This is a genomic window from Streptomyces sp. NPDC058663, from assembly GCF_042716745.1.
Classification (GTDB): Bacteria; Actinomycetota; Actinomycetes; order Streptomycetales; family Streptomycetaceae; genus Streptomyces.
Window position 1 is genome coordinate 1 of record NZ_JBHXRV010000085.1, and the last position, 19,408, is coordinate 19,408.

General features: G+C 73.2%; 16 protein-coding genes. 4 read left to right on the forward strand and 12 right to left on the reverse strand.

The window, feature by feature from the left end; genetic code table 11:
* Positions 1–136: 136 nt before the first annotated feature.
* On the reverse strand, positions 137–1,804 hold the full coding sequence (locus ACFWVV_RS36440) for a flavin monoamine oxidase family protein (RefSeq protein ID WP_384349423.1): 1,668 nt from the start codon (positions 1,802–1,804) through the stop codon (positions 137–139).
* Between the two features lie 116 nt (positions 1,805–1,920).
* Entirely contained in the window at positions 1,921–3,480 is a 1,560-nt protein-coding gene (locus tag ACFWVV_RS36445) for an APC family permease (RefSeq protein WP_384349426.1), read from the reverse strand.
* Positions 3,481–3,740: 260 nt separating this feature from the next.
* Here ACFWVV_RS36445 and ACFWVV_RS36450 point away from each other — a divergent pair, with 260 nt between their 5' ends.
* The gene (locus ACFWVV_RS36450; RefSeq protein ID WP_384349428.1) at positions 3,741–5,372 is read left to right on the forward strand and encodes a PucR family transcriptional regulator; all 1,632 of its coding nucleotides are present in this window, start codon (positions 3,741–3,743) and stop codon (positions 5,370–5,372) included.
* A gap of 397 nt (positions 5,373–5,769) precedes the next feature.
* Here ACFWVV_RS36450 and ACFWVV_RS36455 read toward each other — a convergent pair whose 3' ends face one another.
* The 6 genes from ACFWVV_RS36455 to ACFWVV_RS36480 all read right to left on the reverse strand — a co-directional run bounded on the left by ACFWVV_RS36455 (position 5,770) and on the right by ACFWVV_RS36480 (position 12,345).
* Positions 5,770–6,939: a glycosyltransferase family 4 protein gene (locus ACFWVV_RS36455; protein ID WP_384349431.1), complete on the reverse strand. Its 1,170-nt coding sequence runs from the start codon at positions 6,937–6,939 to the stop codon at positions 5,770–5,772.
* A gap of 244 nt (positions 6,940–7,183) precedes the next feature.
* On the reverse strand, positions 7,184–7,957 hold the full coding sequence (locus ACFWVV_RS36460; protein ID WP_384349434.1) for a hypothetical protein: 774 nt from the start codon (positions 7,955–7,957) through the stop codon (positions 7,184–7,186).
* 242 nt (positions 7,958–8,199) lie between these two features.
* Positions 8,200–9,954, reverse strand: coding sequence for a DNA repair protein RecN (recN, locus tag ACFWVV_RS36465; RefSeq protein WP_384349436.1), 1,755 nt, complete (start codon positions 9,952–9,954; stop codon positions 8,200–8,202).
* Between the two features lie 192 nt (positions 9,955–10,146).
* Complete coding sequence (locus ACFWVV_RS36470; protein WP_384349479.1) at positions 10,147–11,052, reverse strand: NAD kinase; 906 nt, start codon at positions 11,050–11,052, stop codon at positions 10,147–10,149.
* Positions 11,053–11,210: 158 nt separating this feature from the next.
* The gene (locus ACFWVV_RS36475) at positions 11,211–12,026 is read right to left on the reverse strand and encodes a TlyA family RNA methyltransferase (protein WP_384349439.1); all 816 of its coding nucleotides are present in this window, start codon (positions 12,024–12,026) and stop codon (positions 11,211–11,213) included.
* A gap of 7 nt (positions 12,027–12,033) precedes the next feature.
* Positions 12,034–12,345, reverse strand: coding sequence for a hypothetical protein (locus ACFWVV_RS36480; RefSeq protein WP_384349442.1), 312 nt, complete (start codon positions 12,343–12,345; stop codon positions 12,034–12,036).
* Between the two features lie 43 nt (positions 12,346–12,388).
* On the opposite strand from ACFWVV_RS36480, the gene ACFWVV_RS36485 reads away from it, so the two are divergent.
* Positions 12,389–12,739: an SCP2 sterol-binding domain-containing protein gene (locus ACFWVV_RS36485; protein WP_384349445.1), complete on the forward strand. Its 351-nt coding sequence runs from the start codon at positions 12,389–12,391 to the stop codon at positions 12,737–12,739.
* On the opposite strand, the gene ACFWVV_RS36490 is transcribed toward ACFWVV_RS36485, so the two are convergent.
* The 3 genes from ACFWVV_RS36490 to ACFWVV_RS36500 all read right to left on the reverse strand — a co-directional run bounded on the left by ACFWVV_RS36490 (position 12,723) and on the right by ACFWVV_RS36500 (position 15,804).
* Entirely contained in the window at positions 12,723–13,613 is an 891-nt protein-coding gene (locus ACFWVV_RS36490; RefSeq protein ID WP_384349482.1) for an ABC transporter ATP-binding protein, read from the reverse strand. The two genes, ACFWVV_RS36485 and ACFWVV_RS36490, sit on opposite strands and share 17 nt — an antisense overlap.
* 29 nt (positions 13,614–13,642) lie before the next feature.
* The gene (locus ACFWVV_RS36495; RefSeq protein ID WP_384349485.1) at positions 13,643–14,638 is read right to left on the reverse strand and encodes a FecCD family ABC transporter permease; all 996 of its coding nucleotides are present in this window, start codon (positions 14,636–14,638) and stop codon (positions 13,643–13,645) included.
* 104 nt (positions 14,639–14,742) lie between these two features.
* Complete coding sequence (locus tag ACFWVV_RS36500; protein ID WP_384349488.1) at positions 14,743–15,804, reverse strand: FecCD family ABC transporter permease; 1,062 nt, start codon at positions 15,802–15,804, stop codon at positions 14,743–14,745.
* A 144-nt stretch (positions 15,805–15,948) separates the two neighbouring features.
* Here ACFWVV_RS36500 and ACFWVV_RS36505 point away from each other — a divergent pair, with 144 nt between their 5' ends.
* Positions 15,949–16,941: a siderophore-interacting protein gene (locus ACFWVV_RS36505; protein ID WP_384349447.1), complete on the forward strand. Its 993-nt coding sequence runs from the start codon at positions 15,949–15,951 to the stop codon at positions 16,939–16,941.
* 36 nt (positions 16,942–16,977) lie between these two features.
* Here ACFWVV_RS36505 and ACFWVV_RS36510 read toward each other — a convergent pair whose 3' ends face one another.
* Entirely contained in the window at positions 16,978–18,015 is a 1,038-nt protein-coding gene (locus tag ACFWVV_RS36510; RefSeq protein ID WP_384349449.1) for an HAD hydrolase-like protein, read from the reverse strand.
* 71 nt (positions 18,016–18,086) lie between these two features.
* On the opposite strand from ACFWVV_RS36510, the gene ACFWVV_RS36515 reads away from it, so the two are divergent.
* Positions 18,087–19,370 carry a DUF1015 domain-containing protein gene (locus ACFWVV_RS36515; RefSeq protein WP_384349452.1) on the forward strand — a complete coding sequence of 428 codons (1,284 nt, stop codon included), beginning with the start codon at positions 18,087–18,089 and terminating at the stop codon, positions 19,368–19,370.
* Positions 19,371–19,408 lie beyond the last annotated feature (38 nt).

Genomic DNA, 19,408 nt, shown 5'->3' on the forward strand with positions numbered 1-19,408 from the left:
CGGCCGTGGGGGGTCTGGGGGTGGGGGGGGTTGGGGGGGTCCCCCGGGGGGGGTGGTTGGGGCCCTTTCGGGGGGGCCGGGCCCCCCCCGGCGGGGCTGCACAGCGTCCCGGCCCCGCCCGCCGGGGCCCTTGTGCCTACCTCAGAGTGCCGATCACCTCCTGGGCGGCGCGGGCGCCTTCGCTCGCGCCGCCTTCCATGAACCCCTGGAAGTCGTAGCTGGTGTGCTCGCCGGCCAGGCGGATGTTGCCCTGCGGGGTGCCTTCGTAGCCGGCGTACCTGTGCAGATAGCCGACGGGCCAGTAGGAGTACGCGCCGAGGCTGTGGGGATTGCGGTGCCAGGCGGAGAGCTGGGCCCTGCCGGTCCAGCTCCTGGACGTGCCGGGGAAGAACGCGTCGATCTCGCGGGTGCGGCGGGCCGCCAGGTCCCGTACGTAGGGATCCGATTCGGTGGCGAACGGGGTGGCCGGGGTCAGCGCCTTCGCCAGGTGTCCGCTGCCGAACTGGATGAGCAGTCCGCCGCTGCCCGGCTGGATCTTGGTGGTGTCCCAGGTCTGCTGGACGTCGCTGTCGGTGAAGCAGTCCCCCGCCGACACTCCCGGCCAGGCGCCGGTGCCGCGCCAGGGCCGGGAGGCGAACTGCATGTTCAGCTTGGTGCAGGTGCCCATGCGGGCGTCGCGCACCAGGTTCGTCATCCGCGGGTCGAAGCCCGCCCGCGAGAGGTCGAGCCGCTGAAGGACGGGCAGCGGGACGCACAGCAGGGTGTGGTCGGCGGTGACGGTGGTCACGGTGCCCGCGTCGGTGAAGGTGAGGGTCTGGGTGCCGTCGGCGTGGGCTCGGACGGCGGTGAGCTGCTTGCCGTGCTGGATCGTGCCGCCGGTCAGGGCGGCGGCGATGGCGCGCGGGAGCTGGTCGTTGCCGCCGGTGATGTGGTAGCGCTCGTTGGACAGTCCCCAGATGTTGAAGCGGCCCGGGTTGGTCTGGTAGCCCATCAGCAGGACGAGGGCGAGGGCGGACTGTTCGGTGGTGTCGGCGCCGTACTCGACGTTGTAGGCGACGTCGAAGAAGCGGCCGAGCGGGGAGGTGTGGCCCCCGGGCACGCGCGATTCGATCCACTCGTACAAGGACATGGTGTCCAGGGCGGTGCCGGCCGGGGTGGTCCGGTTCCAGGTGACCTCGCCGGCTTCCTGGAGATCGCGGTGGAGCGACTGGTAGACGGCCTTGAAGTCCTCGTCCGCCTGGCTGCGCGGGTAGTAGGCGCCGTTGAACCAGAGGACCTCCTCGGCCCCGCCGGGCCCGCCACCGAGGAAGTCCTCTGTGGGCAGGCGGAAGCGGCGGCAGAGTTCGAGCATCTTCTTGTGGCTGGTGTCGATCAGCTCGCCGCCGATCTCGGAGATCTGCCCGGTACCCCAGTGGGTGCGCTGGGTCCACATCCGGCCGCCGGCCCGGCCCGGGTCGGCTTCGTAGAGGGTGCAGGCCAGGCCCGCGTCCTGGAGCGTGAGCGCGGCGGTCAGCCCGGCGATGCCCGCGCCCACGACGGCGATCCTGGGGGCGGCCGCGGACCGTACGGGCTGGTCGACGGCGGTACGGGGCGCTGCCGCGGCCGGGACCGCCTGCCCCGCGAGAGCGGCGCCGAGACCCAGCGCGCCGGCGCGGGCCAGCAGTTCGCGGCGGGTGACGCCGCGGACCTCGGCGACGGGCATGCGCAGACGGCGGGCCGCGGAGTGCTCGGCGGCGAGCTGCCGCAGGGCGCGCATCGCGGGCGTACGGGAAGCCGGCGCGCGGGAAGGGGACGTACGGGACATGGGAACTCCTCGCTAAGAGGTGGGCGGTGAACCGGACCTGACGAGCGGGAAGGAAAGAGGAGGGGGCGGGAAGAGGGAGGGGACGCGCGACGGACCCGGCGCGCCGCACCGGAGGATCAGACGGCGGTGACCCGTACCTCCGGGTCCGGGGACTGCGGTTCGTGCGCGCGCTCGGCGGCGTCCTCCAGGACGATCCGCCCGATCACCGCGTACCGCTCCGGCCGCTTGGCCCGCAGGTACCAGCCGAGGCCGAGCCCGCCGAAGAAGACGGCTCCGACGATCCACGGAATCAGCGCGAAGAAGAGCGAGTCGGCAGCCGGGCCGGCCGCCGTCTCCATGTTCAGGACCAGCAGGACGACGACGGCGATCATGCCGATCCCGCCGAGCAGCGGCGCGGTGAAGGTCTTGAACCAGTGCCTGTCCTCGGGGTGGTTCTTGCGGAAGTAGCCGATCACCGCGAAGGAGCACAGGGTCTGGACGATGAGGATCGCCATCGTGCCGAGGATCGCGAGCAGGGTGTACAGGTGGATGTACGGGTCCTCACCGGCCAGCCAGAAGGCGCCGACCAGGGCGGTCGCGATGGCCGACTGGACGTAGCTCGCGAGGTAGGGCGAGCCGTGTCTGGCGTGCGTGCGGCCGAGCGCCGGGTGCAGGAATCCCTCGCGCCCGATGGCGTACAGATAGCGCGAGGCGCACTGGTGGAAGGCCATCCCGCAGGCGAAGGACCCGGTGAGCAGCAGCCACTGGAAGGCACTCACCGCCCAGTCGCCGATGAAGGTGCGGGTCGGGTCGAAGAACAGGTCGAGCGGGCCGGCGGAACCGGAGACCTTGACCGCGCCCTCCAGGCCGTTGCCCGCGATGGTCATCCAGGAGACGTAGATGTAGAAGAGGCCGACGCCGATCACCGAGATCAGCGTGGCGCGCGGGATGACCTTCTTGGGGTTGCGGGACTCCTCGCCGTACATCGCCGTCGACTCGAAGCCGACCCACGACCAGAAGGCGAAGAACAGGCCGAGCCCGGCCGAGGTCCCGGTGAAGGCGTTGAGCGGATTGATGGGCTCGACCGGGATGCCGTCCGGGCCGCCGCCCGCGATCAGCACGGCCGTGGCGACCGCGAAGAGGACCGCTATCTCGCCGACCAGCATCACCCCGAGCGCCTTGGCGGTGAGGTTGATGTCGAAATACGAGAGGACCGCGGTGACGGCGAGCATCAGGGCCGCGTACACGATCCAGGGCAGGTCGACGCCGAGCTGGGCGGCGACCGTGGTCTGCGCGAAGTAGGCGAAGATCCCGACGATGGACGCCTCGAAGACGATGTACGCGAGGACGGCGAGCATTCCGCAGGCCATGCCCGCGATGCGGCCCAGTCCGTGCGAGATGTATCCGTAGAAGGCGCCGGCGGCCGTGATGCGCTTGGCCATGGCCACGTATCCGACCGAGAAGACGGTGAGGACGAGGGTGGCGAAGAGGTATCCGGCGGGGGCTCCGGTGCCGTTGCCGAAGCCGACCGCGATGGGGAGGTTGCCGGTCATCGCGGTGATCGGGGCGGCGGTGGCGACCGCCATGAAGACGACGCCGAGCAGGCCGACGGAGTTCGCCTTGAGACGTTGCACGGGTGGAGCGGAAGGATGTGGGGCGGTGCCCGCGGTCGGGTCGCCGGCGGTGCTGTCGGCCATGGCGCGCTCTCTTCTCTTGTGCCGGGCGGCCGGGCTCCCAGGGGTGCCCGGCCGCCCGTGCGGACGCGTTTCATCGTGGACCTGTCACGTATCGCTGGTGCGGGGGCAGTCTCTTCGGGAGTGACGTACGCCACAACCGACAGGAGGTCGCTCAAATACCCCGGGAACACGACGAGTTGTCGGGGCAACGGGGCGCGGGACTCACCCCGTGACCGTCGGGTGATGTTCTGGGAACAGGCGCCCGGGTACCGTCCCGACCCATGGACACGCAGGGCGGAATCACCGTGCAAAGGGCCCTAGAACTGCCGGGACTCCGCAGCGGGCTGCCCGAGGTGATGGCCGGAGCCGACCGGCTCCAGCGGACGGTGCGCTGGGTGCACGCGGGTGAGGTTCCCAACATCGCCTCCCTCCTCAAGGGCGGTGAACTGCTGCTGACCACCGGCCTCGGCCTCGGTACCCGCCCCGCCGAACAGCGGGCCTTCGTGCGCAGGCTGGCGGACCGGGGCATCGCGGCCCTCGTCGTCGAGCTGGGGCCGCGCTTCGGCCGGCTTCCCGCCACATTGGTGGACACCGCGCGGGCGGCCGGTCTGCCGCTGGTGCAGCTGCACCGCGAGGTGCCCTTCGTCTCCGTGACCGAAGAGGTGCACACCGAGATCGTCAACGGGCACTACACCCTGCTGCGGCGCGCCGAGGAGGTGCACCGGCGATGCACGGAGGCGCTGCTGGGCGGTGGCGGGGTGCCGCAGGTGCTCGGCATCCTGGCGGACTTCGCCGCCAACCCGGTCTTCCTGGAGACCTCCGACGGGCAGCTGCTGTACGCGGCCGGCCCCTCGGCCGGTGACCACAAGGGTGCGGACCCGCTCCAGGTCTGGGAGGGACTGCGCGGCCAGCGCGAGTCGCGCGAGTCGGGTCCGCCCGCGAACGGGACGGTGGTGGACGTGCCGGGCGGCGGGCAGGGCGCCGGTTCGGTGCGGGCCAGGCTGGTCCTCGTGGGGGTCGAGACACCGCTGCTGCCCGTGCACCGGATCGCCGCCGAGCGCGCGGCGGGCCTCCTCGCCGTCGTACTGATGCAGGCCCGCCAGGAGGACGAGCTGGCGGCGCGCGGCCGCGGCGACTTCCTCACGGACCTCGCCCAGGGCCGCATCTCGGCGGACGACGCGCCCGCCCAGGCCCGCGTGCTGGGTTTCAAGCCGGGCGAGGGGCCGCTGCTGCCGGTGGTGATGCGGCTGGCGGCGGAGCTGTCGCCGTCCGGGAACTGGTCGGTGCTGGCGCGGGCCGTGCTGGAGGAGCTGTCGTCCGTGGGGGTGCCCGTGCTGCTGGGCGTACGTCCTGTGGAGGGCCGCGTTCCGCTGCTGCTCGGCCTGCGTACGGAGTCGGAGCGCACGGCGGTCGCCGACCGGGTCGCGGCCGCGCTGCGGGCGGGAGTGGAACGGGCCGGTCTCGGCCGGGCCGGCGCGCACCCGCCGGTGGTGGTGGTCGGGATGGCCGGCGGCTGGGCGGCGGCCTCGGCAGGACTGCGGCACGCGGCAGAGACGGCCACTGCGGCCCAGGGCCTGCCCGACCGCCCCTGGTACGACGCCCGCCGTCTGGACATCGACCTCCTGCTGTGGCGCCTGCGGGAACACCCCGACCTGGCCGCTTTCGTGGACCGGGCGATCGGCCCCCTCCGCGACCACGACCGCACCTCGCGCCCGCCCCTGCTCCCCACGCTGGAGACGTACCTGGCACACGCGGGCCGCAAGGCGGAGACCGCCCGCGAGCTCCACCTCAACCGCCAGACCCTCTACAACCGGCTGGCCCGGATCTCCGAACTCCTGGGAACGGACCTGGACGACCCGCAGACGGTACTGGCCCTGAGCCTGGCCCTACGGGCACGCAGGCACACGTCGTAGGCGGCAGGCACGGCCCCGGCCTCCGCGGCTCACGGGCCCGGCTCGCGGGTCCGCCGCGGCCGTTCGCGGGGCGAGCCCGCGGCTCGCGGGTCCGCCACGGCCGTTCGCGGGCTCCCGGCTCGTGTGCTCCGAGCACGCGTGCTTCGAGCTCCTGTGCTGCGGGCTCGCGGGCTCTCGGGCTCACGTGCTGCGGGCTCTCGGGCTCTCGGGCTCCGGCAGCAGGGCTCCGGGGTTCGAGCTTCCGGCTCGCGGGCTCCCGGCTCGTGTGCTCCGAGCCCATGCGCCGCGGGCTTGCGGGCTTGCGGGCTCCGGGCTCGCGGGCTCCGGGCTCCGGGCTCCGGGCTCCGGGCTCCGGGCTCCGGGCTCCGGGCTCCGGGCTCCGGGCTCCGGGCTCCGGCTAACCCTGCCCCGTCAGCTCGTCGTACACGCTGAGCACCTGCGTCACGGTCTCGTCCTCCGTCGGCCAGGTGGCCGCCTGCCGCACCCCCGCCTCGCCGAGCCGGGCCCGCCTCTCCGGGTCCGCGAGCAGATCGGCCACCACCCGTGCCAGCGCCTGCGCGTCCCCGTACGGCACGAACTCCGCCGCGTCCCCGACCAGTTCCGGGATGCCCCCGACCGCGGTGGCCACCAGCGGCACCCCGGCCCGCAGCGCCTCCTGCGCCAGCACCGACCGCGACTCCCACCTGCTCGGCAACACCGCGACATCGGCTGCGGCCAGCAGCACGGCGATGTCGTCCCGCCGTCCCAGGATCTGCACCGGCAGGTCCTCCGCCTCGATGCGGCGCTGGAGCGCGGCCCGCTCCCGCCCCTCTCCGGCAATGGTGAGCAGGGGCGCCGGGTCCAGGTCGCGCCAGACCCGGGCGGCGTCCAGCAGCACGTCGTACCCCCGGTTCGGCACCAGGCTGCCGACCGCCATCAGTAACGGCCGCCCCACCGCCCCCAGCTCGGCCCGCGCCTTGCCCTCGTGGAACTCTCCGGCCGGCCGGGGCGCGGGTACCGTGACCGGCGCGAGCCTGGCGTCGCGCGCCCCCAGGCTGCGGGCCCGGTCGACGAGGTCGGACGACGTGCCGAGGACGACCGCCGCGGCCCTGGCCACCTGTCGTTCCATCAGCCGTACGACGTGGCCGCGCGCGCCCTCCGCGTACGCCCGGGTGTGCCAGGTGACGACCAGCGGTACGCGGCCCCGGGGCCGGCCGCCGGCCGCCGCCCGGATCTGCTGCACCCTGCCGCCCTCCTGCACCCGCCCGCCGAGTGCGAACGCACTGCGCACGGCGGCGTGCAGACCGTGCGCGTGGACGATGTCCGCGTCCGCGCACGCGGCCCGCAGCGCGGCCACCGACAGCGGGTCGCCACGCCGGGGCACGGCCACCACGTCGGCCCCCGCGTCGGCGAACCCGTAGGCGCTCTCCAGGTCGGCCGGGGCGCACACGGTGACCCGCACTCCCCGTGCGACGAGTCCCGCGGTCAGGGACCTGACGTGCGCGCTGCTGCCTTCACTCCCGCTGCCGAGCACTTGGACGGCACGCAGCTGCGACTGTCCGTACGGCGGGGGCGCGGTGCTGCTCACAGTGGTGGGTGCTCCTGAGTGGAAGGCGGCGCGCGACTCGGCACGGGGAAAAGGCACTTGTAGCAGACGACCCGGAACGGATGGCCACTGTCCGGGATACTCGCACCGAATTCCTTGCCGCTCCTGTGCTGAACCGGTGCGTGCTACGGCGCCAAGAATGCCAGCCCCCGGACCAGTTGGGGCCCCACAAATGCCCTCGTGCGGTCACTTCACGCCTGTGACCACCCGCACGAGTGATCGCCGGTCAGGAAGCCTCCGCCGCACGGCTGATCTTGTCGCCGCAGGCAGCGGCAGCGACGAGCACTGCGGCATGCAGGACCAGGCCGGTACGGCCGCCGCCTGCGGCCGCCGCCGCGCCGAGCCCGGCGCCCAGGGCGTGGGCGCCGGTGTCGCCCAGCATGGAGCGCCGCCGCAGGTCGTCCCTGAGGACCGCCGCGGCCGCTCCCACGGGTGCGGCGGCGAGCACTCCGGCAGCACCGCCCCTGAGTACACTGCCCGCGCCGAGCGCGAGGACCGTACCGACCGCCCTACCCGGCCGTACGTCCACCAGATTGACCAGGTGTGCGGTGCCGGCGACAACCACACCCGCGAGCACCTTGTCGACGGGCCGCTCCCGGAGCAGTGCCCCGGCCACCAGTCCCGCCGTGCCGATGCCCAGGAGCTTGACCGATCCGCTGGTGATCTCGCCGTGCCGAAGGGCGCCCAGGTGTGCGCGGAAGCCGCGGCGCGGGTCGTTCCTGCCCGCCATGTCGTCGTACGCGCCGCAGCCCCCGGCCGCCAGCATGGCGAGCACGGCGGCCGTCCGCGTCCGGGCCGGCAGGGCCGGGGAAGCGGCGACGGCTGCCGCGGCGCCGAGGGTGGTGGCGGGCCCGGCGTAGAGCTCGACAGTCCCGCCCGCGAAGTTCTTCCGCTCCCACAGAGCGGCCTTTCCGGGCGGCCGTCGCCGCATCGCCCCCCGTACGCACAGGGAGACTCCGACGGCGCCCAGGAATGCGGCCGCCCGCCCGTTGATGATCATGAAGTCACCCTGTCGAGGGCGACGGGAGGGCCCACGGCCGACGGACGGCACGGAGCAGAACCCCTTTCCTGCGGACGGCACGGTGGCGGACCCCATGGCGGGCGTACCGGCACCATGGCGGGCGTACCGGCCCCGTGGCGCGCTTTACGGCACCGTGCCGGACCCCATGGGGGCGTACCGGCACGGCTCGGGCCGCCGTGAGCGCGCACGGCAGCCCCTTGCGGGCGGAGGGCTCACAAGCCCTAGACGTCCGCCCGGGCCGTCGCGAGCAGTTCCTCCGCGTGGGCCCTGGCCGTCTCCGAGTCCTCCTGGCCGGCCAGCATCCGCGACAGCTCCCGCACCCTGTCCTCGCCCTCCAGGACGGTCACCCCGCTCCTGGTCACGGACCCGTCGTGGGTCTTCTCGACGAGCAGCTGGCGGTCCGCGAAGGCCGCCACCTGCGGCAGATGCGTCACCACGACGACCTGCGCCGACCTGGCCAGCTTCGCGAGCCGCCGTCCGACCTCGACGGCCGCCTTGCCGCCGACGCCGGCGTCGACCTCGTCGAAGAGGTACGTCGGAACGGGGTCGGACCCGGCGAAGACGACCTCCACGGCGAGCATCACGCGCGAGAGCTCGCCGCCGGACGCGCCCTTGCCGATGGGGCGCGGATGTGCCCCGGGGTGCGGGGCGAGCAGCAGCTCGACCTCGTCGGCGCCGGAGGAGTGGTACGAGACGAGCCGGCCGCCCACCTCGATGCCCCGCTCGGGGTCCTCGGTCTGCCGGATGTCGATGGACACGCGCGCGTGGGGCATGGCGAGCGAGGCCAGCTCCTGGGTCACCGCGTCGGCGAACCGTGCCGCGGCCTCCGTGCGGGCGTCGGTGAGTGTCTGGGCCAGGTCGGACAGCTCCCCGCGCAGCACGTCCCGCTCGGCAGTGAGTTCGCCGATCCGGTCGTCGTCGCCCTCCAGTTCGGTGAGCCGGGCTGCGCCCTCCTGCGCCCAGGCGAGCACGGCGTCCACAGTGCCTTCGGGGCCGCCGTACTTCCGCGTGAGCTGGGTCAGGGCGGCCCTGCGCTCCTCCACGGCGGCCAGCCGCAGCGGGTCGGCGTCGAGGTTGCCCGCGTACCCGGCGAGCTCGCCCGCCACGTCGCCGAGCAGAATGCCGATCTCGCCGATGCGCTCGGCGAGGACGGCCAGGGCGGGATCGTGCGCACGGACGGCGTCGACGGCGCGGTGCGCACCGGCGACCAGGGTGTTGGCATCGACCGCTTCGAGGTCCTCGGGGTTTCCGGCCAGCGCGGCGTGCGCGAGCGCGGCGGCGGAGGCCAGGGCCTCCGCGTGGCCGAGCCGCTCGGCCTCGGTGGCGAGTTCCGCGTCCTCACCCGAGAGGGGTTCGGCCGCGGCGATCTCCTCCAGGCCGAAGCGCAGCAGATCGGCCTCCTGGGCCCGCTCACGGGCCCGGGTGGTGAGCGTGTCGAGCTCGGCCGAGACGGCCTTCAGACGGCGGTAGGAGGCCGTGTACTTGGCATGCGGCACGGCGACGGCGTCACCCGCGTACCTGTCGAGCGCCTGGCGCTGCCGGGAGGGCCGCAGCAGGCCCTGCTGGTCGGTCTGCCCGTGGACGGCGACGAGGTCGTCCGCCAGTTCGGTGAGCACCCCCACCGGCACGGACCTGCCGCCGAGGTGGGCGCGCGAACGCCCCTCGGCAGAAACCGTCCTGCTGATGAGCAGCGCCCCGTCGTCGAGTTCCGCCCCGGCTTCCTCCGCGCGCAGCGCGGCGGGGTCGCCTGGACGCACCGTGAGCCGCCCCTCCACCACCGCCGCCTTGGCCCCGAGCCGCACCAGGGCAGCGTCGGCCCGGCCTCCGAGCAGCAGCCCGAGACTGGTGACGACCATGGTCTTGCCCGCTCCGGTCTCGCCGGTCACCGCGGTGAAGCCTGGTGACAGCTCGACCACAGCGTCGTCGATGACTCCGAGCGACCGTATCCGCATCTCCTCCAACACGGACACGACCATACGAGGTCCGGAGGGCGGTGTGCGACGGCCCCCGCCCGCCGCACCCTCCGCAAGCCTGCGAAACCTGCGGAAAACCGCAGCCCAATCCTGCGGCCGACCGCAGTGCGCGAGTCGTGCGCCCTGCGCCACAGTGGGTGACAGGGCGGTCGTCCGGTTGATCGCACGAAGACTCGGTGAAGACGCGGGGTGCGGTCAGTGCGGCACCCCGCGCCACCCCGACACAGGGAGGGCGAACTTGGCCACCAGACGGTCTGTGAACGAGGCGTGGTGCAGCCTGGCCAGGCGTACGGGCACCGCGCCCCGGCGGACCTCCACGCGGGCCCCGGAGGGCAGTTCGACGGTACGGCGGCCGTCGCACCACAGCACACCGTCGGGGGTGTGCTGCTGCACCTCGACGGCGAGCACCGAGTCGGGCGAGGTCACCAGCGGCTTGGCGAACAGGGCGTGTGCGCTGATCGGCACCATCAGCAGCGCCTCCACCTCGGGCCACACCACGGGACCGCCTGCCGAGAAGGCGTACGCGGTGGAGCCGGTCGGCGTCGCACAGACGATACCGTCGCAGCCGAACCCGGTGACCGGGCGGCCGTCGATCTCCAGGACGACCTCCAGCATCCGCTCGGGCGAGACCTTCTGCACGGCGGCCTCGTTGAGCGCCCAGTCGCGGTGCAGGACCTCGCCGTTGTTGAGCACCAGGACGTCGAGGGTCATCCGCTCCTCGACCTCGTACGACCTGCTGACCACGCGGTCCACGACCTTGTCCAGGTCGTCCCGCTCGGCCTCGGCGAGGAATCCGACCCGGCCGAGGTTCACACCGAGCATCGGTACGCCGGAGGCGCGGGCGATGTCCGCACCGCGCAGCAGCGTGCCGTCGCCGCCGAGGACGATCAGCAGTTCGCAGCCGTCCAGTACGTCCGGGGTCGCCTCGACGACCGTCTCCACGGATGAAGGCAGCGGCAGATCGACCGCCTCCGACTCCAGGAGCCGCACTCCGAGGCCGCTCTTGAGCAGCCCCTCGACGACGAGTTCGGCGCTGCGGATCGCGGCGGGCCGCCCGGTGTGCGCCAGGAGGAACACGGTGCGCTCGGCCGCCGGGTCCAGCACCCGCGACGCGGCGTGCGCGGGCTCGGCGCGCGCCGCGGCGAGCGGCTCGGCACCCGGCTGCGCCCGGGTCCCGGCCCGCGACTCCGTCGGCGGCCCGGTCTGCTGCGCGGTCTCCGGGGTGTCCCCGGCCGTTCCTGCGGTCGTCCCTGTCGTTGTCAACGCGGCCCCTCCGCCACTGCACGGTCAACGTCCGCCGGGTCGAGTTCGGGTGCCCCCGCCCGGAGCCACAGAAAGTACTCGACATTTCCGGAGGGCCCGGGCAGCGGACTGGCCGTCACGCCCCGCACTCCGAGGCCGAGGCCCCACGCCTGCCGTGCCACGTTCCGTACGGCATCCGCCCGCAGCTCGGGGCTGCGTACCACTCCTCCGCTGCCGAGGCGCTCCTTGCCCACCTCGAACTGCGGCTTCACCATCAGCACCAGATCGGCGTCCGGGGCCGCGCAGCGCGCCAGCGCGGGCAGCACCAGACCCAGAGGGATGAACGACAGATCGCCGACGACGAGATCCACCGGCACCCCGTCGATCATCTCCAGGGACATCTCACGGACGTTCGTCCGGTCCTTGACGGTGACCCGCTCGTCGGACTGCAGCGACCAGGCGAGCTGCCCGTAGCCGACGTCGACGGCCACCACGTGCCCGGCCCCGGCCCGCAGCAGCACGTCGGTGAAACCGCCGGTGGAGGCCCCGGCGTCCAGTGCCCGCCGCCCCTCGACGCGCAGCCCCAGCGGGGTGAAGGCCGCCAGTGCGCCGGCCAGCTTGTGACCGCCGCGCGAGACGTAGTCGGGGTCGTCGTCGTCCTTGAGCACCACCAGGGCGGCGGCCGTCTCGACCTGGGTCGCCGCCTTGGCCGCCACCGCTCCGGCGACCTTGACCCGGCCGGCGGCGATCAGCTGGCTCGCGTGCTCCCGCGAGCGGGCGAGCTTCCGGCGGACCAGCTCGGCGTCCAGGCGGCGGCGTGCCACTCCTGCCACTTCTCGTTCAGCTCCTGAGGTCGTACGGGGTGGACGGTGACGACGGTGTCGCCCGGCTCTCGGAGGGCGCCGGAGGTCCCGGACGTGCGTCGAGCGCGGTCAGCGTTTCGCGCAGCCCCCGGTGTACATCCTCGTACACCTCGATGTGTCCGTCCGCCGTGAGGTGGTCGACGTCCGAAAGACGCTCAAGAGCGGCGTCCACCTCGGCGTTGCCGGTGGCGCTCCGCTCCGCTCCGAGCGGGGCGGGCGCGGCCGGATCGTACGCCGCCATGCCCGCGGCCCCGTCGGCCTCCGCGGCCTGTGATTCCTCGACATCCATGGTCATGACGCTACCGCGAAGCCCTGAGGTACGGTCGGCCATGATGGCGACCATGCAGGAGTGCCGCGGTGCACTCGACAAACTCTCGGACAGTCTCAGCGGCTCCGACCACGACGGCGTGCGCGACGTCGCGGGGTTCGACCGCTCGCTCAGCTGCCACATCACCGACCTCGACACGACCTTTACCGGCCGTCTCGCGGACGGCCGGATCACGGTGGCGGACACCACGCCCGGACCGCCCCGCGAGCGGGCCCAGATCCGGCTGGCGATGACCGGCGACGATCTGGTCGCGATGGTCGAGGGGGAGCTGAACTTCGCGAAGGCCTGGGCCTCCGGAAGGGTGCGGCTGGAGGCCGGCTTCCGCGACCTCCTGCACCTCAGGAAGCTGCTCTAGCCGCACCGGCGTCCGCAGGTGCCGCGTCTGCGACAGCGGATCCCGTCCCGGTGGCGGGAGCGGGTGCGGGAGCGGGGCAGGCAGCGGCCCTGGCCTTGCGCGCGGCGGGCACCACCAGCGGGGTCCCGGTCTCCGGATCGTCGATGACCTGGCACTTGAGCCCGAAGACCCGCTCCACGAGGTCCGCCGTCACGATGTCCGAGGGCGCGCCCTCGGCGACGACCTTCCCGTCCCGCATGGCGATCAGATGCGTCGCGTACCGCGCCGCGTGGTTCAGGTCGTGCAGGACGGCTACCAGGGTGCGCCCCTGCGTCTCGTGCAGTTCCGCGCACAGGTCGAGCACGTCGATCTGGTGCTGGATGTCGAGGAAGGTGGTCGGCTCGTCGAGGAGCAGCAGCGGTGTCTGCTGGGCGAGCGCCATCGCGATCCACACCCGCTGGCGCTGTCCGCCGGACAGCTCGTCCACGTACCGTTCGGCCAGTCCGGCGACGCCGGTGGCGGCCATCGACTCGTCGACGATCCGCTCGTCCTGGGGCGACCACTGCCGCAGCAGGCCCTGGTGCGGATAGCGGCCACGGGCCACCAGGTCGGCGACGGTGATCCCGTCGGGAGCCACGGACGACTGCGGCAGCAGCCCGAGCGTCCTGGCGACCTTCTTCGCCGGCATCGACCCGATGGGCTGCCCGTCGAGCAGCACCCGCCCCTGCGACGGCTTCAGCATCCGCGAAAGCGCGCGCAGCAGTGTCGACTTTCCGCAGGCGTTCGGGCCGACGATGACCGTGAAGGAGCGGTCCGGAATCTCCACGGAGAGGTTCTCGGCGATGACCCGCTCGTCGTATCGAAGCGTCACCGATTCCGCGACGAGTCGCTGCATGGACGTCCCACTCCCACCGTTGCTGTTGCTCATATCCGTCCTGCCTTGCGCTCCGTCACCAGCAGCCACAGCAGATAGCAGCCACCGATCACCCCGGTCACCACGCCCACCGGCAGCTGCCGTTCCCCGAACGCCTGCTGGGCCGCCCAGTCCGCGACCACGAGCAGCCCGGCGCCCATCAGGGCCGAGGGCAGCAGGTTCGGTCCCGGCGACCGGGTGAGCCGCCTCGCGAGCTGCGGGGCGCTCAGCGCCACGAAGGCGATGGGGCCCGCCGCCGAGGTCGCCGCGCCCATGAGCAGCACGGCGCACAGGATCAGCACGACCCGGGCCCGCTCGACGGGCACGCCCAGCGCGTACGCCGCGTCGTCGCCCATCTCCATCATCCGCAGCGCCCGCCCGTGCCCGAGCACCAGCGGAACCAGTACGGCGCACACGGCGGCCAGCGGCACGACCTGCTCCCAGCCGCGCCCGTCCAGCGTGCCGGTGATCCACAGCATCGCCTGCGTCGCGTCGACCAGACTGGCCCTGGTCAGCAGGTACTGCATGACGGCGGTCAGCATGGCAGCGGCGCCGATGCCCACGAGGACCAGCCGGTAGCCGTGCACCCCGCGCTTCCACGCCAGCAGATAGACCAGTACGCCCGTCAGCAGGCACCCCGCGAGGGCACCCGCCGCGACCGCCCAGCTGCTGCCCTGGAACAGCACGATCACGACCAGCGCGCCGACCGTCGCACCCTGCCCGAAACCGAGCACGTCCGGGCTGCCGAGCGGATTTCTGGAGATCGACTGGAAGATCGCTCCGGACAGCCCGAGCGCCGTCCCGACCAGCAGAGCGCTCAGCACCCGCGGCAACCGGACGTCCTGCACGATGAACTCCTGCGCGGGCACTCCGTCGCCCCTCAGCGTGGCGAGGACCTCGCCCGGGGTCATCGGGAAGTCGCCGCTGCCGATGAGGAAGACCCCGGCCGCGACCGCCACCAGGGCGAGGGCCGCCGTCGCGAGCACCGCCCGCAGCTCGACCCGCATCGACAGCGGGCCGCTCCGCACCGCCCGTGCCGATACGGAACGCCGCAGAGGCGCCCGCTCCGTGCTCGGCACGGCTTCCTCAGTACTCACAGCTTCCTCAGTGCTCACAGCTGCCCCATCCGCCGACGGCGTACCAGGTGGATGAAGACGGGCCCGCCGATCAGCGCGGTGACGATCCCGACCTGGAGTTCGGAGGGCCGCGACACGACGCGCCCCACCACGTCGGAGCCCAGCATCAGCACGGGCGCGAGGACGGCGGCGTACGGCAGGATCCACCGCATGTCCGGCCCTGTGAGCGCGCGCACGAGGTGGGGCACCATCAGGCCGACGAAGACGATCGGCCCGCACGCGGCGGTCGCGGCGCCGCACAGCAGGGTCACGGAGACCATCGCGAGCACCCGCGTCCTGGTCAGCCGGACGCCGAGCGCGCGGGCGCTGTCCTCGCCCATCTCCATGGCGTTCAGCGGTCGCGCGATCAGCAGCGCCAGGCAGAGCCCCGTCACGATGAACGGCCACACCTTCGACACCACCGCCATGTCCGCCGAGGCCAGCGACCCCACGGTCCAGAAGCGCAGTCGCTCCAGGGCGGCCGAGTCGAGGAGCTGTACGGCGTTGACGTACCCGTAGAGGGCGGCGGTGGCCGCCGTACCGGCGAGCGCGAGCCGCACCGGGGTCGCACCCCGGCTGCCGCCCAGCAGGTACACCAGCGCGGACACCAGTCCCGCGCCGAGGAACGCGAACCACACATAGCCGGTGAGCGAGGTCACGCCGAGAAAACTGATCGCGGACACGACGGCGGCCGAGGCCCCGGCGTTCACACCGAGGATGCCCGGTTCGGCCAGCGGGTTACGGGTCAGGCCCTGCATCACCGCCCCGGCCGTGCCGAGCGCGGCTCCGACGAGCACGCCGAGGAGGGTGCGCGGCACCCGCACATCCTGGATGATCACGTCGTCGCCGACGCCGGAATAGTGCGCCAGCCCGTGCCACACCTCGCCGAGCGTCAGCGTCTTGGCGCCCACGGCGACACTCAGCAGCATCACCAGCACCAACGCTCCCAGGGAAGCCAACAGCCCGGCGGCGCGCAGGGAGTTGCGTCTGCGGACGGTACGGGCGGCGGAGGGAGCGGAACCGGGCTCCGCGCTCTGTTCGGGGGGACTGTCGACCAACACCAGGTTAGGTTAGCCTACCCTCCACATCACCCTGTACGGAGAGCTACGCCGCCCCTCGCCACGCCCGCGCACCCGCCGCGGCGCACCCACCGCCCACGCACCGAGGGCCCGCCGCCCGCGCTCAGCCGAAGAGGCCGCCCGATGACCACAGCCCAGCCGACCACAGCCCAGCCGACCGCCCCCACCGCCCCTCCAGCAGTCACCACCACACCGGCCGCCGTCTCCACCCCGGCCGCCACCACCGTCAACCCAACCGCCGCCTCCCGGACAGCCTCCACCTCCCCGGCGGCACCGGCTACGACACCGCCGCCCGCCGACGCCCCGTACCGCTTCTTCGACCTGCGAGTCCTGCGCACGGAACGGCTCTCGCCGAGCATGCTGCGCGTGACCCTCGGCGGCACCGGGCCGGCCGCGATGGGCTCCGCCGGCCGCGACCAGCGCATCAAGCTGTTCTTCCCGCACCCCGGCCAGGACGCCCCGGTGGTACCCCGGGACGACGACGGCAACTGGTACGCCGCCTGGTGCGCCCTCGACCCTCACGTACGCGGCATCATGCGTACGTACACCACCCGTGACCTGCGCCGCGACCCCGACGAACTGGTCGTCGACTTCGCCCTGCACCCGGGCGCCGAGGGACCTGCCTCACGCTGGGCGACGGCGGCCGCCCCCGGCGACCGCCTCTGCGTACTGGCCCCGAGCGGCGCGGAGAACGCCGGCTACGACTTCCGCCCACCGCCCGGCACCACGTCGTACGTCCTCGCGGGCGACGAGTCGGCCCTGCCCGCGCTGGCCGGCATCCTGGCGTCACTTCCGCCGGGCGCCCCCGCCCGGGTGTGGATCGAGGTCCAGGACCCGGCCGACCGCCAGCACCTGCCCACAGCGGCGGACGCCGAGGTCACCTGGCTGGTGCGCGACCCCGCCTCCCCCCTCCTGGACGCGGTCCGTGCCGCCGCCCTCCCCGACCCCGCGTCCCGCCCGTACGCCTGGATCGCGGGCGAATCGGCCACGGTCCGTGCCCTGCGCCGCCACCTGGTCCAGGATCGCGGCTACGACCGCAAGGCCATCCGCTTCTCGGGCTACTGGCGCCCCGGCACGTCCGAGGACCAGCTCCTCACCAGCAACGAAGCGGCCTGATCAGCCCGCAACAAGGCGCCATCAACCTGCGGGCGGTCACGCCAGCCCCACCCTCCGCAGCACCTCACTCGCGTCCAGCTCGCACGCCCCGTCCCCCGCCTCGGTCCACGCCACCGCGCACAGCGCACGCAGCGCGTCCATCGCCTCGCCCTCCCCCGTCAGCTCCAGCGCGTCCCCCCGCGCCGAAGCCGTCCAGCCGCCGCACGCGAACTCCCCGCTCCCCCCGGTCACTTCCGGCTGCCCGGTCAGCAGCCCCCGCAGATCCGCGTCCACATAGGTCGGCCGGTACTTGGGCTCGGCGGCCAGCAGCTGCGCCGCATCCGTCACGCCGGTCAGCACCAGCAGCGAGTCCACGCCGCCCCCGTTGGCCCCCTCGATGTCCGTGTCCAGCCGGTCCCCGACCACCAGCGCCCGCTCGGCCCCCGTCCGCAGGATGGTCTCCCGGTGCATCGGCGGCAACGGCTTCCCCGCCACCTGCGGCTCCGCCCCGGTGGCGATCCGTACGACCTCCACGGCCGCACCGTTGCCCGGCGCGATCCCGCGTGCGCTCGGAATCGTCAGGTCCGTGTTCGACGCGAACCACGGCACCCCCTGCCGGATCGCGTACGAAGCCTCCGCGAACCGGCTCCACCGCAGATCGGGCCCCCCGTACCCCTGGGCCACCGCGACCGGCGAATCCTCCGCCGAGTCCACCGGCACCAGCCCCCGCTCGCGCAGCGCGACCCGCAGCCCCTCCCCGCCGATCACCAACACCTTTGAGCCCTGCGGCACCTGATCGGCGATCAGCCGGGACACCGCCTGCGCGGACGTGATCACCTCGCCCGCCTCCGCCGGAATCCCGAGCTCCGTCAGATGCGCGGCCACTTCGTCGGGTGTGCGCAGCGCGTTGTTGGTGACGTACGCGAGATGCATGCCGAAGTCCCGGGCCTCCCCCAGCGACTCCACGGCGTACGCGATGGCATCACCGCCCGCGTACACCACCCCGTCGAGGTCCAGCAGCGCGGTGTCGTACGCCTCCTTCAGCACCTTCGCGCTGCTGCCCGGACAGGTCCTGGTCTGCTGCTGGTGGCTCATTCTGGATCTCCTCGATCGGCGGCTTCTCCCCCGATCATCACCCATCTCCCCACCCGACTTACGATGCACCAATGAGCACACCTGGGCGGCCCGACGACCACGGCCTGCGACTGGTCCCCCTGCGCGGACTCCGTTACGTTCCGGAGGCGGTCGGCAGCCTCGCCGCCGTGACCTCTCCGCCGTACGACGTGGTGGTCCGCCCGGACGGTCTGCTTCATCTGGAATCCGCGGATCCGCACAACATCGTCCGGCTGATCCTCCCGCAGGCCGACACCCCCGCCGCCCGGCACCAGCAGGCCGCCGAGACACTGCGCAGCTGGCTGGCCGAGGGCGTTCTCGCCCCCGACGCCGAACCCGCCCTGTACGTGTACGAGCAGTCCCGCGACGGCCTCGTGCAGCGCGGCATCGTCGGCGCGCTTGCCCTGTCCGCACCCGAGGCGGGCGTCGTCCTGCCCCACGAGGACGTCATGCCGCACGTCGTCGAGGACCGCGCCGCCCTGATGCGGGCCACCGCCGCCAATCTGGAGCCCCTGCTCCTCACCTACCGCAGCGACGAGGAGCCCACCGGCACCACCGCTGCCGTCGCACGGGCCCTCACCCGGCCCCCGCTCCTCTCCACGACCACCGAGGACGGCTTCCACCACCGCCTGTGGTCGATCACCGACCCTGCCGAGGTCTCCGCGGTCACCACGGACCTCGCCGGCCACCAGGCCCTGATCGCGGACGGCCACCACCGCTGGGCGACGTACCTCCGGCTGAAGGAGGAGCACACTCCTGCCGCCACCCCCTGGGACTACGGCCTCGTCCTGCTGGTCGACACGGCGCGCTACCCTCTCCAGGTCCGCGCGATCCACCGTCTGCTGCACCGCCTGCCGGTGTCCGAGGCCCTGGCCGCGGTGGGCGATTCCTTCCGCATACGTCAGCTGCGCACGCCTCTTCCGGAGGCCATGGAGGCGCTGGCGGAGGCCGCTTCCTCCGGGAACGCCTTCCTCCTCGCCGGCGACGGCGCGTTCCACCTCCTGGACCGCCCCGACCCCGAACTTCTCGCCCGCACGGTCCGCCGCGACCGCCCCGACGCGTGGCGCACTCTGGACGCTTCCGTCCTGCACGAGACACTGCTCGCGGACGTCTGGCACATCCCGGACGCGCCGGAGGACATCGCCTACATCCACGACACGGAAGCCGCCGTGGAGCAGGCCGAGCGCCACGGAGCCACCGCGGTGCTCATGCACCCGGTGCGCGAGGAGGTCGTACGCGACCTGGCCCGCCAAGGCGTGACGATGCCCCGCAAGTCGACGTCCTTCGGCCCGAAGCCCGCCACGGGCCTGGTGCTGCGCAGCCTCGACATCCACTGACCGTCCCGCTCCCCCGCCCACCGGGTGTCGCGCTCCGC